The sequence below is a fragment of the Rhizobium sullae genome (assembly GCF_025200715.1).
Lineage (GTDB): Bacteria > Pseudomonadota > Alphaproteobacteria > Rhizobiales > Rhizobiaceae > Rhizobium > Rhizobium sullae.
Map to the genome: position 1 here is coordinate 3,050,507 of NZ_CP104143.1, position 20,793 is coordinate 3,071,299.

At 59.8% G+C, this 20,793-nt stretch carries 18 protein-coding genes; 4 read left to right on the plus strand and 14 right to left on the minus strand.

Annotated elements, in window-relative coordinates; translation table 11 throughout:
- Nucleotides 1-4: 4 nt before the first annotated feature.
- A complete protein-coding gene (gene tal / locus N2599_RS15410; protein ID WP_027507916.1) occupies nucleotides 5-970 on the minus strand; it encodes a transaldolase in 966 nt (321 codons plus the stop codon).
- 275 nt (nucleotides 971-1,245) lie between these two features.
- On the opposite strand from tal, the gene N2599_RS15415 reads away from it, so the two are divergent.
- Nucleotides 1,246-2,271, plus strand: coding sequence for a sugar-binding transcriptional regulator (locus N2599_RS15415; RefSeq protein ID WP_027507915.1), 1,026 nt, complete (start codon nucleotides 1,246-1,248; stop codon nucleotides 2,269-2,271).
- Between the two features lie 108 nt (nucleotides 2,272-2,379).
- Here N2599_RS15415 and N2599_RS15420 read toward each other — a convergent pair whose 3' ends face one another.
- Both N2599_RS15420 and N2599_RS15425 read right to left on the minus strand, forming a co-directional pair.
- On the minus strand, nucleotides 2,380-3,252 hold the full coding sequence (locus N2599_RS15420; RefSeq protein ID WP_027507914.1) for a methylated-DNA--[protein]-cysteine S-methyltransferase: 873 nt from the start codon (nucleotides 3,250-3,252) through the stop codon (nucleotides 2,380-2,382).
- 69 nt (nucleotides 3,253-3,321) lie between these two features.
- The gene (locus N2599_RS15425) at nucleotides 3,322-3,819 is read right to left on the minus strand and encodes a DUF2244 domain-containing protein (protein ID WP_027507913.1); all 498 of its coding nucleotides are present in this window, start codon (nucleotides 3,817-3,819) and stop codon (nucleotides 3,322-3,324) included.
- A gap of 22 nt (nucleotides 3,820-3,841) precedes the next feature.
- Between N2599_RS15425 and nth the strand changes: the two genes are divergently transcribed.
- A complete protein-coding gene (gene nth, locus N2599_RS15430) occupies nucleotides 3,842-4,621 on the plus strand; it encodes an endonuclease III (protein ID WP_037140839.1) in 780 nt (259 codons plus the stop codon).
- A gap of 17 nt (nucleotides 4,622-4,638) precedes the next feature.
- Here nth and N2599_RS15435 read toward each other — a convergent pair whose 3' ends face one another.
- On the minus strand, nucleotides 4,639-5,361 hold the full coding sequence (locus tag N2599_RS15435; protein WP_027507911.1) for a sulfate transporter family protein: 723 nt from the start codon (nucleotides 5,359-5,361) through the stop codon (nucleotides 4,639-4,641).
- A gap of 232 nt (nucleotides 5,362-5,593) precedes the next feature.
- On the opposite strand from N2599_RS15435, the gene N2599_RS15440 reads away from it, so the two are divergent.
- Complete coding sequence (locus tag N2599_RS15440) at nucleotides 5,594-6,448, plus strand: MurR/RpiR family transcriptional regulator (protein ID WP_027507910.1); 855 nt, start codon at nucleotides 5,594-5,596, stop codon at nucleotides 6,446-6,448.
- Here the strand turns inward: N2599_RS15440 and N2599_RS15445 are convergent.
- The 9 genes from N2599_RS15445 to N2599_RS15485 all read right to left on the minus strand — a co-directional run bounded on the left by N2599_RS15445 (nucleotide 6,445) and on the right by N2599_RS15485 (nucleotide 16,360).
- On the minus strand, nucleotides 6,445-8,028 hold the full coding sequence (locus tag N2599_RS15445) for an FGGY-family carbohydrate kinase (protein ID WP_027507909.1): 1,584 nt from the start codon (nucleotides 8,026-8,028) through the stop codon (nucleotides 6,445-6,447). The genes N2599_RS15440 and N2599_RS15445 overlap by 4 nt on opposite strands.
- Complete coding sequence (locus N2599_RS15450) at nucleotides 8,028-8,717, minus strand: HAD family hydrolase (RefSeq protein ID WP_027507908.1); 690 nt, start codon at nucleotides 8,715-8,717, stop codon at nucleotides 8,028-8,030. The genes N2599_RS15445 and N2599_RS15450 overlap by 1 nt, the downstream gene beginning before the upstream one ends.
- Nucleotides 8,718-8,815: 98 nt before the next feature.
- Nucleotides 8,816-10,297: a mannitol dehydrogenase family protein gene (locus N2599_RS15455; RefSeq protein WP_027507907.1), complete on the minus strand. Its 1,482-nt coding sequence runs from the start codon at nucleotides 10,295-10,297 to the stop codon at nucleotides 8,816-8,818.
- Nucleotides 10,298-10,400: 103 nt separating this feature from the next.
- A complete protein-coding gene (locus tag N2599_RS15460) occupies nucleotides 10,401-11,399 on the minus strand; it encodes an ABC transporter ATP-binding protein (RefSeq protein ID WP_027507906.1) in 999 nt (332 codons plus the stop codon).
- Between the two features lie 18 nt (nucleotides 11,400-11,417).
- The gene (locus N2599_RS15465; RefSeq protein ID WP_027507905.1) at nucleotides 11,418-12,248 is read right to left on the minus strand and encodes a carbohydrate ABC transporter permease; all 831 of its coding nucleotides are present in this window, start codon (nucleotides 12,246-12,248) and stop codon (nucleotides 11,418-11,420) included.
- Between the two features lies 1 nt (nucleotide 12,249).
- Nucleotides 12,250-13,122, minus strand: a complete 873-nt coding sequence (locus N2599_RS15470; RefSeq protein WP_027507904.1) for a carbohydrate ABC transporter permease — start codon at nucleotides 13,120-13,122, stop codon at nucleotides 12,250-12,252.
- A 133-nt stretch (nucleotides 13,123-13,255) separates the two neighbouring features.
- Nucleotides 13,256-14,566, minus strand: a complete 1,311-nt coding sequence (locus N2599_RS15475) for an ABC transporter substrate-binding protein (RefSeq protein ID WP_027507903.1) — start codon at nucleotides 14,564-14,566, stop codon at nucleotides 13,256-13,258.
- Nucleotides 14,567-14,710: 144 nt separating this feature from the next.
- Complete coding sequence (locus tag N2599_RS15480; RefSeq protein ID WP_027507902.1) at nucleotides 14,711-15,664, minus strand: sugar-binding transcriptional regulator; 954 nt, start codon at nucleotides 15,662-15,664, stop codon at nucleotides 14,711-14,713.
- Between the two features lie 117 nt (nucleotides 15,665-15,781).
- Complete coding sequence (locus tag N2599_RS15485) at nucleotides 15,782-16,360, minus strand: exopolysaccharide biosynthesis protein (RefSeq protein ID WP_027507901.1); 579 nt, start codon at nucleotides 16,358-16,360, stop codon at nucleotides 15,782-15,784.
- Between the two features lie 311 nt (nucleotides 16,361-16,671).
- Here N2599_RS15485 and N2599_RS15490 point away from each other — a divergent pair, with 311 nt between their 5' ends.
- Nucleotides 16,672-17,583, plus strand: coding sequence for an ROK family protein (locus N2599_RS15490; protein WP_027507900.1), 912 nt, complete (start codon nucleotides 16,672-16,674; stop codon nucleotides 17,581-17,583).
- Nucleotides 17,584-17,641: 58 nt separating this feature from the next.
- Here the strand turns inward: N2599_RS15490 and N2599_RS15495 are convergent, their stop codons facing one another.
- Nucleotides 17,642-20,788 carry an efflux RND transporter permease subunit gene (locus N2599_RS15495; protein ID WP_027507899.1) on the minus strand — a complete coding sequence of 1,049 codons (3,147 nt, stop codon included), beginning with the start codon at nucleotides 20,786-20,788 and terminating at the stop codon, nucleotides 17,642-17,644.
- Between the last annotated feature and the right edge of the window lie 5 nt (nucleotides 20,789-20,793).

Here is a 20,793-nt window from a genome sequence, read left to right on the forward strand (position 1 = left end):
GACGTTAGGCGGCAGCGAGCTGCAATTCCTTCTGGACCATCGTACGCAGCGCCGTCAGGTCCTTGGCGAAGGCGCGGATGCCTTCGGCGAGCTTTTCGGTTGCCATCGCATCTTCGTTCATCATCCAGCGGAAGGTCTTCTCGTCGATTTCGATCTTCGGCTCGGCCTCCTTGGCGTCGGGCGAGAGCTTGCGGACAAGCGTGCCCTGATCGCTGGCGAGTTCGTCGAGCAGCGCCGGGCTGATCGTCAGGCGATCGCAGCCTGCCAGCGCTTCGATTTCGCCGGCATTGCGGAACGAGGCACCCATGACGATCGTCTTGATGTCATGCGCCTTGTAGTAGTTGTAGATGTCGCGGACGGACTGAACGCCCGGATCCTCTTCCGCAGTATAATCCTTCCCGGTCGACTTCTTGTACCAGTCGAGGATACGGCCGACGAAGGGCGAAATCAGGAAGGCTTTCGCATCGGCACAGGCAACGGCCTGGGCCTTGGAGAAGAGAAGCGTCAGGTTACAGTCGATTCCTTCCTTCTGCAGCACTTCCGCAGCGCGGATGCCTTCCCACGTGGAAGCAAGCTTGATGAGAATGCGGTCACGCTCAATGCCGCGCTCCTTGTAGGAGGCAATGATGCCGCGCGCCTTGGCGATCGATGCTTCCGTGTCGAAGGAAAGGTCGGCATCGACTTCCGTAGATACGCGGCCCGGCACGAGCTTCGACAAGGCGGCGCCGACTGAAATTGCAAGGCGGTCGGCAACGGCTGCGGCAACCGCATCGCTGTTTCCGCCCTGTTTCTTGCCCCAGGACACGGCTTCCTTGATGGTATCGGCAAACATCGGCGTCCCGAGCGCCTTCAAAACGATGGTTGGATTGGTCGTGCAATCCACCGGTTTCAGGCGGGCGACGGCCTCGATGTCGCCGGTATCGGCGACGACCGTGGTCATGTCTCGGAGTTGGTCAAGCTTGGATGTCATGGTCAAAAATCCCTTGTGAACTCGAACTGCTAACTTGAGCTGCGGCCGGCGCCGGTCCGGCCGAGACCTCCCCGTGCGTCCGCACATTTTGTCCCTCGGACAGACAAGTAACGGCTGTGTTGACGTGACTATCGCCGTTCCCTAAAGGGAAAGTCAAGGACATTTGTTCATTTCAATTGACATAAGTGTCACACGCGTCATTATCATCCTCAAGAAAAATGCCGGCTCTGTCGCCTCCGGGGTGCAAGTAGGGTGAAATTCACACAGGAGAAGATGTGGGTAAGCTGAAACGTGGCACGCACACCGCTTACTCAGAAGCCTCGTCGCTGAGGCTGCGCGCCGCGTGGCTCTATTACAATCAGGGCCTGACGCAAAAGGACGTCGCCGAGCAGCTCGGCATCAGCCGCACGACGGTCATCCGCCTGCTCGACGAAGCGATGAAGCGCAGCGAGGTGCAGATCTGGATCAACGATTCGATTGGCGACTGCGTCGAGCTCTCCGTGAAGCTGGAGCGCGCCTACGGGCTCGACGAGGCGATCGTTGTCCCCGCTCCCGTCAATTCCGACGTCGGTAGTCTGGCAAAGAGCGTCGGCCTCGCGCTCGGCCAGTTCCTGTCCGAGACGATCCCAGACGACTATACGATCGGAGTTGGCTGGGGGCGCACAATGACGGCGTCGCTTTCGAGTTTTCGTCCGCCCCGCCGCGCCAATTGCAAGGTCGTTTCGCTGCTTGGCGGCATCGTCGCCGTGCATCAAACAAACCCCATTGACTATACGTGGCGGCTGGCAAGCCAGCTCGGCGCCGAATGCTACATGTTCCTCTCGCCGCTGCTCGTCGATTCGGTCGAGACCAAGCGCAATCTGATCGAGAAATGCGGACTGGACACGATCTACCGGTTGGCGGAAGACCTCGATCTTGCGATCGTTAGCTGCGGTGACATCGGCCCGCATTCGACGTCGCTGTCGGAGGGCTGGATTTCGAAGGCCGAACTGCAAGAGCTGATCGACGCCGGCTGCGTCTGCGACACGATGTTCAATTTTCTGGACAAGGACGGCAACACTGTCGATCACTCGATCAACAGCCGTGTGATGTCGGTCGATCTGGATACCCTGAAGAAGGCACGGCACATCGTGCTCTCCTCAGGTGGGGCGCACCGCGCGTTGGCGATCCGCGCCACCATCCGGCGCATCGGTTGCAATACGCTGATCACGGACGAGAGCGCCGCAAAGGCGCTCTTGGATTTGGCCGAGACGGTACCGCTTGTGTCTTCTCCCCAGCGGGGAGAAGTGTCGGATCGATAGCGCGGCGGTGAGGGGTGAGCGAGGTAGTCGCGAACGGCCGAGCGGCGCGAGGTCGAGTGTGTATCTCCCCGCTGGGAGAAGGGACCGCGGCTGCCGGAATACTAAATCTTAAGCCTGACCGGCTTCCCAGCCGAGTATCGCCCGCTTGCGGGTGAGACCCCAATGGTAGCCCGTCAAGTCGCCATTTTTCCCGAGCGCGCGATGGCACGGCACGACGAATGAGATTGGATTACGTCCTACCGCGGCGCCGACTGCACGCATCGCTGTCGGCTTGCCGATGTCGTTGGCGATATCGCTGTAGGTTACCGCCTTGCCGAATGGGATCTTGAGCAAGCTTTCCCAGACGCGGACCTGAAAATCCGTGCCGATGAGCACAACCCGCAACGGCTGGTCGGCAGACCACTTTCCGGGCTCGAAGATGCGCTCGGCATAAGGCGTGGTGGCCTGCCGATCTTCGACATATTGGGCATTCGGCCAGCGGCAAGTCATATCTTCCAAGCAGGCGGCCTCGTCGCCGAGATCGCTGAAGGCAAGGCCCGCAAGGCCGCGATCGGTGGCCATGACCAGCGCGACGCCGAAGGGAGACCGGTGGAAGCCGTAGCGGATCGTCAGGCCGCCGCCCTTTGCCTTCCATTCGCCAGGCGACATCGCTTCATGGGTGACGAAAAGATCGTGAAGACGGCTCGGACCCGAAAGACCCACCTCGATCGAAGTTTCGAGCAGCGGCATATCTTCCTTGCGCAGCAATCGCTTCGCATGATCGAGCGTAACCGCCTGCAGGAAGGCCTTGGGCGAAAGCCCGGCCCAGCGGGTAAACGTCTTCTGGAGCTGCGTCGGCGACTGGTTGAGCCGCGCGGCGATCGCCTCCAGCGACGGCTGGTCGCGATAATCCTCGGTGATGAGCTCGATGACCTGCCGGACGGTCTCGTAGTCCGGGCTCTCGGGCGTAATGTCTCTGTTCAGATTTGCGATCATATTCATCGTTCTTCTCCTTGTAACAAGGAGATAGTCAAGGGGAGGACCGCAAGCCACCCGTTTCTTGCGCAGCGTTCAAATACGCTGCTTGACCGCCGCAAGCGCGCCCTTGAAGGCCTTGGCGAAGCTTTCGCGATCATCTGGATTGAGGAAGGAGCCGATGTCCGTCCGCCGGCCCTCGCCGAAAATATGCATGGAGAGAATGCCGATTTCCTGGTGGCGGCGGACGAGGAAACGCGCCCAGAAGGGATTGAAGTGATGCTCCACCATGCGTCCGGAAGGCGCGAACTTGCGGATTGCGACATCAGTGCGCGAAACGGTCACTTCCTCACGCGCCTTGCCGGAGCGGTAGTTGAGCCAGAAGGCACCGTAGAGCAACGCGAAATCCAGCCCGAAGAAGAAGCCGATCGGCCAGGCACCGGTAACGATAAAGAACATCCCATACATGAAACAGACGGCACCGGAAATCAGCAGCAGCACTCTGAAACCCTTGCGGCCGAGCGACCGGTAAGGAAAAAGTTCGGCTGCAAAAACAGGCTGTTCGTTCGCGCTGTCGGCGTTGCTTTCCGTCATGGCTGATGAGTATAGATTGTCTATGCCAGAACCGAAACTCAAATCCGCCCGCAAAGCCCCGCCAGGACCAGAAGTGATCAGCCGCCGCAAACCGGCGGCCGTACGCACCGCGTATTCGCAAGCCGAACGCGAAGAGATCTTCCGCCGCTTCTCGATCCAGCGACCGGAACCCAGAGGCGAGCTGGAACACACTAACCCGTTCACACTCGTCGTTGCCGTGGCGCTCTCCGCCCAAGCAACGGATGCCGGTGTCAACAAGGCGACGCGGCCGCTTTTCAAGGTGGCAGATACGCCGGAGAAGATGCTGGCGCTCGGCGAGGAACGCCTGCGCGACTACATCAAAACGATCGGCCTTTATCGCAACAAGGCGAAGAACGTCATGGCGCTCTCGCAGATGCTGGTCAACGAATTCAACGGCGAGGTTCCGCAGACACGGGAAGAACTCGTGCGCCTGCCGGGGGTCGGACGCAAGACGGCGAACGTAGTGCTCTCGATGGCTTTCGCTCAAGCGACCATGGCGGTTGACACGCACATCTTCCGCATCGCCAATCGCATCAAGCTGGCACCGGGAAAGACACCGGAAGAGGTGGAGGACCGCCTGATGAAGGTGATCCCCAGGCACTACCTCTATCACGCTCACCACTGGCTGATCCTGCACGGCCGCTACACATGCAAGGCACGCCGCCCGGAATGCGAACGCTGCGTGATCGCCGATCTGTGCAAATCACCGGAAAAGAGCTGCGAGATACCGGCGCCGCTGGTCGAATTACCGCCGCAGGTGATTGGCGAGGCCGTCGAGTAGCCGAACCATCGGCCTCCTCAAACTGCTCTGCGGTGAAAACCGAGGTCCCTTTGGGAAATCAGCTTGTAGAGATGAATCATCATGCCTGCAGCAAAGAGCGGCGTTAGCAGGTTGAGGAAGGGAACCGCGAGGAAAGCAGCGATGACCAGGCCGCCGAGGAAGACCGTGGAAGCGTGCTTCGCCCTGAAGAGCCGCGCCTCCTCCGGCGAACGGAAGCGCATCGCGGCGAACTCGAAGAACTCACGGCCGAGCAGATAACCGTTCACCAGGAAGAAGGCGATCAGGTTCACGCCCGGAATGAAAAGCAGGAAAAGGGCGACAATATTACCGACGATCACAACGCCTAAGAACTTGAGTGAACTCGCGATTGCCGGGCCGAGCGGCATGGCCGTTCCCGGGATATCCTCGGGATAATCCCGCTTCTCTACCACTTCCGCCACGTCATCGAGAAAAAGGCCGGCAATCAACGCCGTCACGGGCGACAGCAGCAGCGCCAGCCCCAAGGCAAGACCGATGCCTGCGAGAATGACAAAGACGAAGCTCAGCCAGCCAGCCCAATCGGGCACTTCCGGAAAGAAGCCCGCGATCCACGGAAACAGAAAAGTCATGAACAGGCTTCGCAGCATGAACCAGAGCCCAATGAGTGCCAGGAGCGTAAGCCCCAGCACCTTCCAGAAAACCGACCGGGTTTCCCGTGCAAAAAGGTTGACAAAGGCAAGGCGCGCGGCATCGAGGATCATTCTTCGCATCTCCGGTTTATGCCTGCGCATGTAGGAATCTCAACGCCCGACGGCAAGTCGAAATAAAATTACATGCAACAATGGAAAACTTGTCTAAAATAACACACTAATATATAGTCTATAGTATTCGATATAAACTTGAGCCTGGGACGCAGCTTCCGGAAATAGTTGCAACGGCAAGTCTCGCCAATAGCGCATCCGCGAAATGCCTCTGGGAAGTCAGGAGGCTGATGTGGAAGACTTTGTCCAGAAGCTCAGACACTATGTGAAGTCAGGCACTCCGGCCGAACGCAGGATCGCGAAATATTTTACCGAGCACCTGAACGACCTTCCTTTTGAGACCGCAGCTTCGGTGGCCGACCGCCTCGATCTAAGCCCGATGACGGTAGGCCGTTTTCTGCGCGCGCTCGGCTATCAAGGACTCGACAGCGTCAAAATTCATTTCCGCGAAACCGCCGTCACCTCTCCAGTCCAGCTTCAAAATTCGCTCAGCGAGTTGCAGACCGATGCCTCGGAAGGAAAGCCGCTTGCATTGCTCGTCACCGAGCAGATTCAGGCGCTGCACTACATCTATCATCTGACGGCACAGACGCACTGGGCCGAAGCCGTAGCGATGATCGGCACGGCGCGCGAAGTTTTCATTGCAACGCATGTACGGCTCGCGGGCTTCGCGACGCATTTCGCCCACCGGCTGACACGGTCCCGCGATGGCGTCCACGCACTGGACGGTTCGACAAACCGCTTCGCCGAACTCTTCGCCCGCCCGAGCGGCGAGGGTGCCCTCCTGATCATCATCGATTGTCGACGCTTCGGCAAAGCGCGTCTGTTGGCGCGAACGGCGCGGCGTTATGGCTACAAGGTCGTGCTGATCACGACGGAAAACAGCGACTGGCTGCCCGATCAATCCAACATCATGCTGGCGCTTCCGCCTACCCGCTCGCCCGATGAGGACAATCTTCCCCCGCTGATCGCTCTTCTTGACTGTCTGTCGGAATCCGTCATTGCCGCTGCGGGCGAAGAGGCGTTCGAACGTCGGCGGCGAATGTCGGAATTCGGCACCATTCTCGGAGAAAGCGGCAATCGCTAGCTTATCGCTTCCAGCTCGGCGCGATGGCGATACATCGCTAGAAACCGCCGGTATTCGCGATCATACAGAGCTCGCTTTGTCACGTCCGGCGCACGCTCGTCACCCCCGGGATACATTGCCGCCCCGGCCGCCATGAGATCCTTATGTAAGCCGCAGGCAACAGAAGCCCCGATCGCAGTTCCCAGCAGCACAGCCTCATTCATCTTCGGCACGACGACCCTGCAGCCCGTAGCATCCGAATAAAGTTCCATCAGCACGGGGTTCTTCACATGCCCGCCAGCAACATGCAGCGTGTCCGGCGCGTAGCCATATTCCTTCATCTTTTCGAGAATATGCCGGATGCCGAGCGCAATGCCGACGGCCGTACGCCAGTAGAGTGCGCAAAGCCCGTCGAATGACGTATCGAGCGTCAACCCGCTGATGGTGCCGACCGCGTGCGGATCGGCAAGCGGCGACCGGTTGCCATGGAAATCCGGTAGCACGAAGATGCGCGAACCGAGTGTATCGCCTTCTTCGGAACGCAACTGCGCAATGCGGGACACAATCTTCTGATGCAATGCGGCGGTCGGCTCGCCGCCGGCGGCATGCATGCGCACAATATGATCGAGCAACGCGCCAGTCGCCGATTGGCCGGCTTCAACGAGCCACGAATCCTGAAAGACGACCTCATAGTAAGGTCCCCACATACCGTGACTTGGCTTGCGATCGCGGGAGAACGAAATGATGCAGCTCGAGGTTCCTGCGATAAGCGCCAGATGACGCTCAAGCTGCGCTGGGTCGGCCGCATAGCCGGCAAGCGCGCCAAGCGCGCCCGCATAGGCGTCGATCAGGCCCGCCGAAACATGGCAATCCGTCGTCAGCCCGAGAGCCGATGCAGCCTCCTGGGTCAAGGTGCCGACGCTCGCACCGACCGGCACTGTCTCATCGGGCAGACGGCCGCGTTCCTGCAGGTCTTCCAAACCGATCTGCGCCAGAAAATCTCTTTGCCAGCCCTTTTCCTTGTGCGCCAGATAGTTCCACTTCGCCGTCAGCGTGCTGCGCGAACGGGCAAATGAGCCCGTCGCTTTCCATGTCATGAAGTCGGCAAGGTCGAAGAAATAGCCGGCGTTCATCCATGTGCCGGGCAGTTTTTTCTTCAACCACATCAGCTTTGGCATCTCCATCTCTGGCGACATGAAATGCCCGGAATGATCGAGAACCGCATGTTCGGTGGCCGTGCAGAAATCCGCCTCGTTCAGCGCCCTGTGGTCGAGCCAGACCATGGTGTCGAAGCGTCTCTCGCCGCCGGTCGAGACGCTGATCTGCCCGCCATCGACATCGCGGACGACGAGCGAGCATGTGCCGTCGAAGCCGATCGCGCCGACGGACACGGGAGCTGCGCCCGATTGTCCCATCGCCTTGCGAACGGCGATGCAGACCGCGGACCAGATGTTTTCGGAATCATGTTCGGCATGGTTTTCACGTGGCCTGTTCATGATGATCGGATGTTCGCCTTTGCCGAGCAGGCGTCCGCAGGCGTCGAACACGCCAGCACGCGCGCTGCCGGTGCCGACATCCACCGCAACCACATGATCATGCATCAAGGGTGAGTCCCGTCCAGCTTTTGTTTCTGGATAAGGTGTATCAAATCCGGCATCGCGTCAAACACGAGTTCCGGCGTAAGTCGGTCGAGTTCGGCACGATAGCCCGCAAAATTGGCATGTGAGCCGCCGGTAAAGGCAAAGACTGTCATGCCTGCAGCCTTGGCCGCCTCGATGCCCGCAGGGCTGTCTTCGATTACGACGCAGTTCTTCGGATCGACACGCATTTCGCGCGCCGCATGCAGGAAGAGATCGGGCGCCGGCTTGCCATTCTTCACCATCGAGGCGCTGAAGATGTTCGGCAGCTTGTCGATAAGGCCGGTGACCGTGAGCGACAGCCTGATACGCTCGACTTGGCTCGACGAGGCGACGCAGCAGGGAATGGCGAGCGCGTCGATCGTCGCACCTATGCCTTCGATCGGCCTCAGTTCCTTCCTGAACCGCGCATAAAGATTGGTGCGGATGCGCTCGAGAAACTCCTCGCCGGCATGCACCTCGTATTCGCTCTTCATCGTTTCGATGACGGTAGCGAGGCTCTTGCCGAGGAATCGTCCATAGACCTCTTCCTCGGTGATGGGGATGCCGAGGTCGTTCATCGCCCCGACGAGCACGCTTACGGAAATCGGCTCGCTATCGACGAGAACTCCGTCGCAATCGAAAATCACCAGGCGTATTTCAGCATCAGTCATGAACGACCAACCAGAGTTCGGATCGGATGCATTGTCGTTGCGCCCCCCATGCATAACGCCGGATCGATGGCGGCAGGATTTGCCGCCATCCTGATTTCCTACACTGCAAGCTTGCCGTCGAGATAGAGCTGCAAGGTCGCGCGGGTGCCCTTTTCCCACAGGGTTTTCAAGGCATGCGCGAAACGCTTGCGGAATACCTCGGATTGCGACACTTCGCCGAAAATATCTTCGAAGGCAAGGAATGCCATCGGATCGTCCTTTGCCTTCAGCGCGGCCGCATGGAGGCGGTCGGCACTGGCATCATTGAAGGCGATCTTTTTGCCGCTATCGGTCGTGCCCGCGAAATAGCGGCACCAGAGAGCCGAAACCAGCGAAAGGCCGACGACGTCTTTGCCCTGGCGCAGATTGTCGAGCGTCGAGGGCAGGATGAATTTCGGCTGACGGTTCGATCCGTCCTGCGCCAGACGCGGGATCGTGTCGGCGATCTTCGGGTTGAGAAGACGGCGCTCGATAAGCGCGAAATAATCCTTGAGCGAGGTGTTCGGCACGGGCGGCACGATCGGGATGATCTCGTCGTTTTCGAGCGTGGCGAGAAAGGCGCGGATCAGCGGCTCTTCCATCGCATCATGCACGAAATGAATGTCCATGAGCGCCGCCGGATAGGCGATCGCCGCATGGCCGCCGTTCAGGATGCGGATCTTCATATGCTCGTAAGGCGTGACATCTGGAACGAAGGTGACGCCGACCTTTTCAAGCGCCGGCCGTCCGGCGGTGAATTTGTCTTCCAGCACCCACTGCTTGAACTCTTCGCAATAGACCGGCCAGTTGTCCTCGATTCCGAACGTGTCCTTCAACAGATCAATCTCGCGCTGCCCGGTTGCCGGCGTAATGCGATCGACCATGGCATTCGGGAAGGCGACATTGGCCTTGATCCACACGGCAAACGCCGGATCGGAGAGCTCCGCCGTACCCAAGACGGCGTTTCTGGTGACGGCACCGTTATGCGGAATGTTGTCGCAGGACATAACGGTGAAGGGCACGATGCCCTTCTCCTCGCGCGCCTTGAGACCGGCAACGATCAGGCCGAAAACGGTTTTTGGCTCGGACGGGTTCTGTCCGTCCGCAGCAATCGCCGGATGCGCCGGATTGAACTTTCCCGCCGCGTCGATGAAATATCCGCCCTCGGTGATCGTCAGCGAGACGATGCGGATTGCAGGATCGGAGAGCTTGGCGATGATGGCTCCGGAATCGCCGACCGGCAGGATACCGACCATCGGACCGGTCACACGCGCCGCCGTCTTGTTGTTATCCTGCTCCACGACCGTTGTCAGAAAGTCCTGCGCAGCAAGCTTCTCGCGCATCGCGGCGTCGGAAGGGAGCACGCCTGCGCCGATGATGGCCCAGTCGTGATTCTGGCCCTCGTTGAAAAGGTCGTCGAGATAGATGGCCTGGTGCGCGCGGTGGAAATTGCCAACGCCGAAGTGCACGATGCCAGGCTTGAGCGACGCTCTGTCATAAGCCGGGATGGTGGCCGTTTTAGCCGCATCGGAAAGCGTTGCCAGCGATAGTTTGCACGTCATGTTTCAGTCCTCTTGAGGCCTTGCGGAGCGTATCCAGCCGCCCTGCTTTCGGCAAACCGGGCGCCTTGCCCGGTCTGCATTCCCACCCCGCCCGGCCGTCGCCTCAGATGGCGAGGCCGCCCTCGTTGAATTTGTGGATGCGCGCCTTGTCCGGCGTCAGATGGACGACGTCCCCGGCCTTCGCCGCGAAATCGCCGCCACCGCGTGCAGTGACCGAGCCGATGCCTTCGACATCGATATGCAGGAACGTGTCGGAGCCGAGATGCTCGGCGACGATAACCCTGCCCTTCCAGTCACCGCTGTCCATCGAAAGCAGCACATGCTCAGGACGCAGGCCGATCGCGTGGGCATTCAGCGCCGCCGCATTCTGACCGGTGATGAAATTCATCTTCGGCGAGCCGATGAAGCCGGCAACGAAAAGATTGCGCGGGCTCTTGTAGAGCTCGAGCGGCGAGCCAACCTGCTCGATGTTGCCGCGGTTCAACACGACGATCTTGTCGGCCATGGTCATGGCTTCCACCTGGTCGTGGGTGACGTAGACCATCGTTGTCTTCAGTTGCTGGTGCAGTTCACTGATTTCCAGGCGCATGTTGACGCGAAGTGCGGCATCGAGGTTCGACAGCGGCTCGTCAAAGAGAAAGGCCGACGGCTGGCGCACGATGGCGCGGCCGATCGCAACGCGCTGCCGCTGGCCGCCGGAAAGCTGCCGTGGTCTCCGCTCCAGATAGTCAGTGAGGTTCAGAACGCGTGCGGCGTCGGTTACCTTCCTGTCGATCTCGGCCTTGTCCATGCCCGCCATCTTCAGCGGGAAGGCAATATTGTTGCGCACGCTCATATGCGGATAAAGCGCATAGGATTGGAACACCATCGCAAGTCCGCGCTCGGATGGCGCCTTTTCGGTCGCGTCCTTGCCGTCGATGACGATCTTGCCGCCGGAAACGTCCTCCAGCCCGGCGATCAGCCTGAGCAGCGTGGACTTGCCGCAACCCGAAGGGCCGACGAAGACGACGAATTCGCCGTCCTTGATTTCGAGATCGATCGAAGGGATGACCTTGGCTTCGCCGAAGACCTTCGAAACGCTCTGAAGGGTAATGCTGCCCATGTTTCTCTCCCTGATGTCTTATTTCACCGCGCCGAAGGTCAGGCCGCGGACGAGTTGCTTTTGTGAGAACCAGCCGAGGATCAGGATCGGCGCGATTGCCATCGTCGATGCTGCGGAAAGCTTGGCGTAGAACAGACCTTCGGGGCTGGAGTAGGAGGCGATGAATGCTGTCAGCGGCGCGGCTTTCGAGGCGCTGAGATTCAATGTCCAGAAGGCTTCGTTCCAGGCCAGGATGATGTTGAGGAGTAGCGTCGAGGCAATGCCCGGCACCGCCATCGGCGTCAGCACGTAGATGATTTCCTTGGCGAGCGACGCGCCGTCCATGCGCGCCGCCTCGAGGATCTCGCCGGGGATTTCCTTGAAGTAGGTGTAGAGCATCCAGACGATGATCGGCAGGTTGATCAGCATCAGCACGATCACCAGCCCCAACCGGCTGTCGAGCAGCCCGGAATTGCGGAACATCAGGTAGATCGGGATCAGCGCGCCGACCGGCGGCATCATCTTTGTCGACAGCATCCACATCAGCACGTCCTTGGTCCGCTTGGTCGGCGCAAACGCCATGGCCCAGGCGGCCGGGATCGCGATGATGAGACCGATCAGCGTCGAGCCGAAGGAGATGATCACCGAATTCATGAAGTGGCCGAGATAGTTCGACCGGCTCTGCACCTCTGCATAGCTTTCCGTCGTCCAGTGGAAGAACAGGAACTGCGGCGGCGAAGCAATGGCGTCGGCTTCCGACTTGAAGCTCGTGAGAAACGTCCAAAGGATCGGGAAGAAAATCAGGATCGCGAGCGTCCAGGCGATCGCCGTCATGATGATCTTGCGTTGAGTGGTGACTTTTCTAGCCATCTCAAGCCTCCAGATTCTTGCCGACAAGGCGGACAAGGAAGATCGCGACGATGTTTGCGAGGATGACGGCAATGATACCGCCCGCCGAGGCACCGCCGATATCGAATTGCAGAAGCGCCTGCGCATAGACGAGGTAGGTCAGGTTCGTGCTTTGCGTACCCGGGCCGCCGTTGGTGGTGACCAGGATTTCGGCAAAAACCGAGAGCAGGAAGATCGTTTGGATCAGGATCACGACCGTGATGGCGCGCGCCATATGCGGCAGAATGATATAGATGAATCTGGATATCGCGCCAGCGCCGTCCATTTCCGCAGCCTCCTTCTGCTCCTCGTCCAGAGACTGCAGAGACGTGAGCAGGATCAGCGTCGCAAACGGCAGCCACTGCCAGGCAACGATCAGAATGATCGAGAAGAGCGGCGCGTTTGCCAGCCAGTCATAGGGCTGCAGGCCGAGCGCCTTCGCAAGATGCGCGAAGAGCCCGTTGACCGGGTTCATGAACATGTTCTTCCAGACGAGCGCTGCGACCGTCGGCATCACGAAGAAAGGCGCAATCACCAGGATGCGCACAATGCCCTGGCCATAAATGTCCTGGTCGAGCAGCAAGGCGAAGGCGATACCGCCGACCACCGTGATGATCAGCACGCCGAGCACCAGGAGCAGCGTATTGGTGAGCGCCGCGAAAAAGGCCGGATCGGACAGGAAGTAGCTGTAGTTCAGAAAGCCAACGAAGCTCTCCATTCCCGGGCTGAGAAGATTGTAGTTCAGCAGCGAGAAGTAGATCGTCATCACAAGCGGGACGATCATCCAAGCGAAGAGAAGCACGACGGACGGTGCGATCATCATTCGCGCTGCGGAGCGGGTGTGTAACGTTGCCATGGCGATGACCGATCCTGTTTCGAGGGGCACGCGGCTGCAGGGCAGCTAGGAAAAAAGGGGCCGCCGATGCAATTCGGGCATTCGGCGGCCCAGAGGGGCGGGAGGTCAACAATCCCACCGTCTCAGGAGGTTGTTATTTGATGTATCCAGCCTTGGTCATTTCGCGGGTCGTCAGTTGCTGCGCGCTCTGCAGGGCCTGTTCGACCGAGAGCTGGCCGGCGAGAGCGGCCGAGAACTGCTGGCCGACGGCCGTACCGATGCCCTGGAACTCCGGGATCGCCACAAACTGAACGCCGACATAGGGGACCGGCTTGACGGTCGGCTTGGTCGGGTCAGCGGCGTTGATCGAGTCCAGCGTCATCTTCGCAAAGGGTGCGGTCTTCTGGTATTCCGCGTTCTCATACAGAGAGGTACGCGTACCGGGAGGGGCGTTCAACCAGCCTTCCTTCTCGGCGACGAGCTTGGAGTAGTCCTTGCCCGTTGCCCAGGCGACGAACTTCTCGGCCGCTTCGACCTTCTGCGAACTCGCCGGGATAGCGAGGCTCCAGGCCCACAACCAGTTGCCGCGCTTGCCGAGCCCCTTGTCCGGGGCCAGTGCGAAGCCGACCTTGTCGGCGACCTTTGACTCCTTCGGGTTGCTGACGAAGGAAGCCGCGACGGTAGCGTCGATCCACATGCCGCACTTGCCGGTCTGGAAGAGCGCCAGGTTTTCGTTGAAGCCGTTCGACGAAGCGCCGGGAGGGCCGGCTTCCTTCATCAAGTCGACGTAGAAGCTCAGCGTGTCCTTCCACTCCGGCTGGTCGAACTGGGGTTTCCAGCTCTCATCAAACCAGCGGGCGCCGAACGAGTTCGACATCGCCGTCAGGAAGGCCATGTTTTCTCCCCAGCCGGCCTTGCCACGCAGGCAGATGCCGTAGATTCCCTTGTCCTTGTCGGTGATCTTCTTCGCAGCGTCAGCGATGAAATCCCAGGTCGGCGCGTCGGGCATCTTCAGGCCGGCGGTATCGAACAGATCCTTGCGGTACATGACCATCGAGCTTTCGCCGTAGAATGGCGCAGCATAGAGCTTCCCGTCTACGGTCAGGCCGCTGCGGATTGCCGGCAGCAGGTCGTCGGCATCGTATTCGGCGCCGAGGTTGTCGAGCGGCAAGAGCCAGTTCTGCTTTGCCCAGATCGGAACTTCATAAGTGCCGATCGTCAGAACGTCGTATTGGCCGCCCTTGGTCGCGATGTCGGTCGTGACCTTCTGGCGCAGAACGTTCTCTTCGAGGGTAACCCATTCAAGGTCGATGTCGGGATTCTTTGCCTTGAAGTCATCCGTCAGCTTCTGCATCCGGATCATGTCGCCGTTGTTCACGGTCGCGATCGTCAGCGTTTCAGCCGAAGCCATGCCGGCAAACGCCAATGCTGAGCAGGCGCCCAGCAGAATAGTTCTCAATGTCATATCTTCCTCCCAGAAGATGGGTATGAGCATTCGCTTTGCTCATGGGCAATTACTCACCACTGGGTACGGAATGTCAATTGAAATCGTTGCTGCGATAGCGAAATGACTGGTTATCCTGTTGATTCAAAACAGTATAATTTTTGCTCAAATACTGAGCAAAAACTCAGCTGTCTCTTCATCAGTGATCAGACTATTGATCTGACGGCCAACGATTGCGGCTCTTATCGCCTTAAATTTGCGCTTGCCCTTGGCGATTCCTATGACTGTCGAGGTTTCGCGTGAAGGAATCGAAGCCGACGCGACGCGTTCGTTGATCGGATTATCGAGAAGCCTGCCCTCCCCGTCGAAAATCCAGCCACAGATTTCGCCGATCGCGCCCTCGCGCATCAGCTCCATCATCTCGTCCTTCTCCAGGAAGCCGTCGACGCAAAGCGGGCCGTCGATGCCCAGTTCGCCGATACCCACGAAGGTCACATCGGCTTGGGCACTTATCGCAAGCGTGTAGCGCACGAGTTGCTGGCCATGGAGCAATTCGCGCTCCTCCGCCGAGGTGACGAGCACTGGCAGCGGCATCGGGAAGTGCCTCGCCTTCACCGCATCCGCCATGCTGAAGATGACATTGTAATAGGCGGCCGAACCGTCCGGGGTGATATTGCCCGTCAGCGAAACGATGCGATGGTTCGGACATTCAATCATCGGAAGCTGGTCGACGGCGGCTTTCAGCGTCCGGCCGGTTCCAACGGCGAGCACGATCGGATCCGGCCGCTTGAGCCAGCGCTCAATCTCGGCTGACGCCGCTTCGGCGATGCCGACTGTCCTCGATGAAGACCCCGGATCGCTCGGCACGATCTCGACATGCTTGAGGTCGAATTTCTTCCGCAGCTGGTTGGCAAGCTCAAGGCAGGCAGCAATCGGATGATCGAGCCGCACTTTGATGAGTTTTTCGGCGACGGCCAGCGACACCAGCCGCTGCGCCGATTGCCGCGAGATACCCATCGCAGAGGCGATCTCGTCCTGCGTACGGCCAGCCACGTAATAGAGCCAACCTGCACGCGCTGCGTCGTCCAGCCGTCCCGATGTCTCGGTTCTTTTCGCCATTGAGGTCTACCGCGTGTATGAATGTTCTCTGAGTCTGCGCAGCGCCAGATCAGAACAAAATTGAGCAAAAGTCGAGTGCATTGAGAAAATGCAACGGTCGCGTGGGCGAAAATTCGCTCAGGCGAACCAATTTGTGACGAAGAAGATCGCAGCCTTGATAAGGCCGTAGCTCACGCCGCCGACTACTGTCAGCGAAATCCCGGCCATGATCATTCCGAACAGCGAAAAGAGACCGTCCCTGCCCAATATGCCGAAAGAAAACAGGCAGATGGCGAAGGCCGGTAGGATATTGCCGAGCGGGATGGGCAGCGTGAGGATGATCGCAAGCACCAGGCAGAGAAAGCCCGCAAGATATTCGGCAGGCGGCTCTACGAGGAAGGAAAGCCTCGGCTGCAGCATGCGTTCGGCAAAGGCGAGCCAACGGTGGATGCGCGAGACGATCACTTCGAAATCCTCGCGCCTCATCGAGCGGCCGGCGATTACCTTCGGCAACCATGGCTTCAGCCCGAATGTCAGCTGCGAGGCCAGAAAGAGCAGCGGCGCGCCGAGGATTGAGGAGGTTCCCGGCGGCGTCGGCACCAGATTGGGAATGGCAAAGACCAGCATCAGCGCGCCGGTCGCGCGGTCTCCCATCACCTCGAAAAGATCGCCGATTGAAATGCGCTCACGGCTTCTATCACCCGCAAGCTGCCTCAGGATAGCAGAAAGCCGCCGCCCCTTTGGGCGTGGACCCCTGACAAAATGCCTGCGTGATCTCTCCATTCCCTCGATTGTCATTGCATCCCGGCTCGTCGGCTTGCGACTGATACCATCCCAGTGTGAATCTTCTCTGTCGAATGCGCCGCCATCATGGCCGTGCCAGTTCTGGATCACGGCCATTACATGACTATTTTTCGCCGGCACCCTTCGCTTGACCCTCTGAAGCAAGGTGAACCTGCCGGCACAGGACTTGCAAATCCGCCCGAAGGGTGCGAGCAGACGCGGAAACTTTCGAGACGGCGGATAACATGATCATCTCATTCGATATCGGCGGTTCGGCAATCAAGGGCGGCATCGCGCATTCTGAGACGGACATCGTCCCGCTTGGCCGCCGCCCGACGCCGAAAGATGATTTCGCCGCTTTCGCCGAGACGATCCGCAGCATCATCGCCGAAACCGGTGAAACGCCCTCGCGCCTTTCCTTCTCGATTGCCGGTGTTGTCGATCCCGACACACAGCGGCTGACCTGCGCTAACATTCCCTGCATTCACAACCGCAGCCTTGCGGCTGATCTGGAGGCCGAACTTGGTCTTCCGGTACTGATTGCCAACGACGCCGATTGCTTTGCCATGGCAGAAGCCGAGCTCGGCGCTGGACGAGGCCACCGCATTGTTTTTGGCGCGATCCTCGGCACCGGCGTCGGCGGCGGGCTTGTTTCCGATGGCCGGCTCGTCAATGCATCGGGCGGTTTTGCTGGCGAATGGGGTCACGGCCCGATCCTCGCCTCCGAAGCCGGTAATCCTCCTGTGAAAATCCCAGCCTTTCGCTGTGGCTGCGGCCAGAACGGCTGTGTCGATACCGTCGGCGGCGCCCGCGGCCTGGAGCGGCTTCACAAGACATTGCACAACCTTGACTTCACGAGCGAGGAGATCATCGCGCAATGGCAACGGGGTGAGGAAGACGCAACGCGCACGATCGACGTCTATACCGATCTCGTCGCCTCACCCCTGGCGCTCACAATCAATATCACCGGCGCGACCATCGTGCCAGTTGGTGGCGGACTTTCCAATGTCGAGCCGCTGCTTGCCGAACTCGACAAGGCAGTGAGAAGCCGCACGCTACGCAAGTTCGACCGGCCGCTGATCGTGCGCAGCGAATGCCGTTTAGAGCCGGGCCTCATCGGCGCAGCTCTCCTGGGCTTGAAAGCGGAAGCGGCGTAAGAGCGTTTTGGGGGCTGATCAAAAAGATGAAAATGGCGCGGCTTTCACCGCGCCATTTTCACTCTGCCGCCAATGCCGGCGGATGATGGTCTTCCGCCTCTTCCTGGTTGGCATTGGCAAATTCGGCCTCGGCGTCCGTCGCCTTCGGCTCGCGGCCGAAGAAGAGGGCATAGCCGGCGGGCAGCACGAGAATGGTCAGCACGGTCGCGACCAGAATGCCGCCCATCATCGCGTAGGCGAGCGGACCCCAGAAGACGCCGCGGGAGATCGGGATGAGGGCCAGGACCGCCGTCATCGCCGTCAGCATGATCGGCCGGAAACGGCGCACGGCCGCACCCACGATCGCCTCCTGCCGGTGCATGCCCGCCTTGATGTCCTGGTCGATCTGATCGACGAGGATGATCGAGTTGCGGATGATAATGCCGAGCAGCGCGATAACGCCTAGGATCGCGACGAAGCCGAAGGGTGCACCACTGATGAGGAGCGCCGCAGCAGCACCGATGATGCCGAGCGGGCCGGTGGCCAGCACCAGCATCGCCTTGCCGAAGTGCTGCAGCTGCGCCATCAAGAGCAGAACAATGACGACGAGCATGATCGGCGCCTTGGCTGCGATCGAGGCCTGGCTTTCGGCAGCATCTTCCGCACCGCCTTGGATTTCGATCTTGTAGCCGGCAGGCAGGCTGTCGCGCAGGCCCTGAATATCGGCATACATCTTCATCGCCACGTCGTTCGGCTGAATGCCGTCCGGCAGCGTTCCGCGAACCGTGATCGTCGGCAGACGGTCACGGCGCCATTCAACGCCTTGTTCCATAGCCGGGACCACCTTGGCGACCTGCGCGACCGGAACGGAGCCGCCGAAGTCTGTCGGGACATAGACCGAATTGACAGCCGATAGCAGCGAACGGCTGGAATCCGGCTCGCGGGCGACGATCGAGACCGTCTCTTCGCCGTCGCGGAAGTCGTCAAGCGGCTGGCCGGACATCGCCGCCTCCAGCGTCTGACGGACACGCTGCGAGGTAACGCCAAGAGCGCGGGCGCGATCCTGATCGATCACCAGCTTCATGGCCGGCACCGGCTCCAGCCAGTCGTCGTGGACGGCGCCGAGCTGCGGATTCTCTGCAAACTTCGCCTTCACCTGATCGGCGATATGGCGAACCTCCTGGCGATCCGGCCCCATGACGCGCATCTGCACGGGCCAGCCCGTCGGTGGACCAAGGAAGAGACGGTCGACCTTGCTGCGAATGGACGGAAAATCTTCCGCAAGGATGCCGCGCAGCTTGACGATCAGCCGCTCGCGGGCAGGCTCGTCATTGGCGATGATCAGGAGCTGCGCGAAGTTCGGATTGCGAAGCTGCTGGTCGAGCGGCAGGAAGAAGCGCGGCGCGCCCTCACCGATATAGGTGGCGACGAACTTCTTGTCCTTGTCATCCATCATCTTGGCTTCGAGCGCCTTTGCCTGCGTCTCGACTTCCTTGATGCTGGTGCCTTCCGGCAACCAGAGATCGACGAGGATCTCGGGGCGCGAGGACTGCGGGAAGAAGTTCTGCGGAATGAACTGGAAGGCCCAGAGGCTCGTGGCGAAGGTGAAGAGCGTGGCGGCCAGCACGATGATGCGATGGCGCACGGCCCAGGCGACGGTGGTCCGCAGGCGGCGATAAAAGCGCGTATCGAAGACATCATGATGCTCGCCAGCGTGCTTGCGTTGCTTGAGGATCATGTAACCGAGCCACGGCGTGAAATAGACCGCCACGAACCAAGAGACGACGAGCGCGATGCCGACCACGTAGAAGAGCGAGCGCACATATTCGCCGGCCGTCGACTCCGCAAAGCCGACGGGAATGAAGCCCGCCGTGGTGATCAGCGTGCCGGTCAGCATCGGGAAGGCGGTCGAGGAATAGGCGAAGCTCGCGGCTTCGATCTTCACCAGGCCCTCTTCCAGTTTTCGTTCCATCATCTCGACGACGATCATCGCATCGTCGACCAAGAGCCCAAGCGCAATGATGAGTGCGCCGAGCGAGATGCGCTGCAGGTCGATGCCTATTTCGTACATGATGGCGAAAGTAGCAGCCAGCACGAGCGGAATCGCGATCGCGATGACAAGGCCAGACCGCCAGCCGATCGACAGGAACGAGACGATCAGCACGATGATCAATGCTTCGCCAAGCGCATGCATGAATTCACTGATGGCGTCCGTCACCACATCCGGCTGGTTGGAAATCTGGTCGACGGAAACGCCATAGGGCAGAGATTCATCGAAGCGCTGGTAGGTCGCCTCGATGGCCTTGCCGACATCCGTGACCTTGAAGCCCTTGGCCATAACCACGCCAACCTGCACGCTTTCGTGCCCGTTGAAGCGGTACTTGCGCTGATAGGGGTCTTCGAGACCGGAGGTGACGGTGGCGATATCGCCGAGACGCGTCACCTGATTTCCGGAGCGCAGGCGCAGTTCGCGGATATCCTCGACCTTCTTTACATCGCCTTCGACGGAAATGCGCACCGAATGCAGGCCGGTATCGACGGATCCTGCGGGATCGACATTGTTCTGGCCCTTGATGGCATTCTGCAAGTCGAGGATTGTTAGCCCCCGTTCGGCAAGCGCCTTGGACGAAACGTCGATATAAATCTTTTCTGGCTGGTCGCCGATGATGACGGCCTTCTCGACGCCCGGCGTCGAAAGCAGCATGTCGCGCGCCTGAATCGCGAATTTCTTCAGTTCCGGATAGGAGTAGCCGTCGCCGCTGATTGAATGAAGCGTGATGAAGGTATCGCCGAATTCGTCATTGAAATAAGGCCCAAGCAGGCCTTCGGGCAGTTCGTTCGAAATATCGCCGACCTTCTTGCGCACCTGATAGAAGGCGTCCGCCACTTCCGCGGCGTTGGTATCACCCTGGACCTGCAGCGTGATGATCGCGCTGCCGGCACGGGTGTAGGAGCGAACGAAATCGAGATGTGGGGTCTCCTGCAGCTTGCGCTCGATCTTGTTGACGACCTGATCCTCCATTTCCTGGATGGATGCGCCCGGCCATAGGGCCTGCACAACCATGACACGGAAGGTGAAGTCCGGATCTTCCTTCTGGCCCATGCGCATCAGTCCGAGCGCACCAGTGACGATGATCAAGCCGAAGAGGAAGCGCGCGATACTCGGATGGCCGATAGCCCAACGCGACAGGTTGAAGGGGCGTTTTTCAGTGGTTGTGTTGTCCATGACAG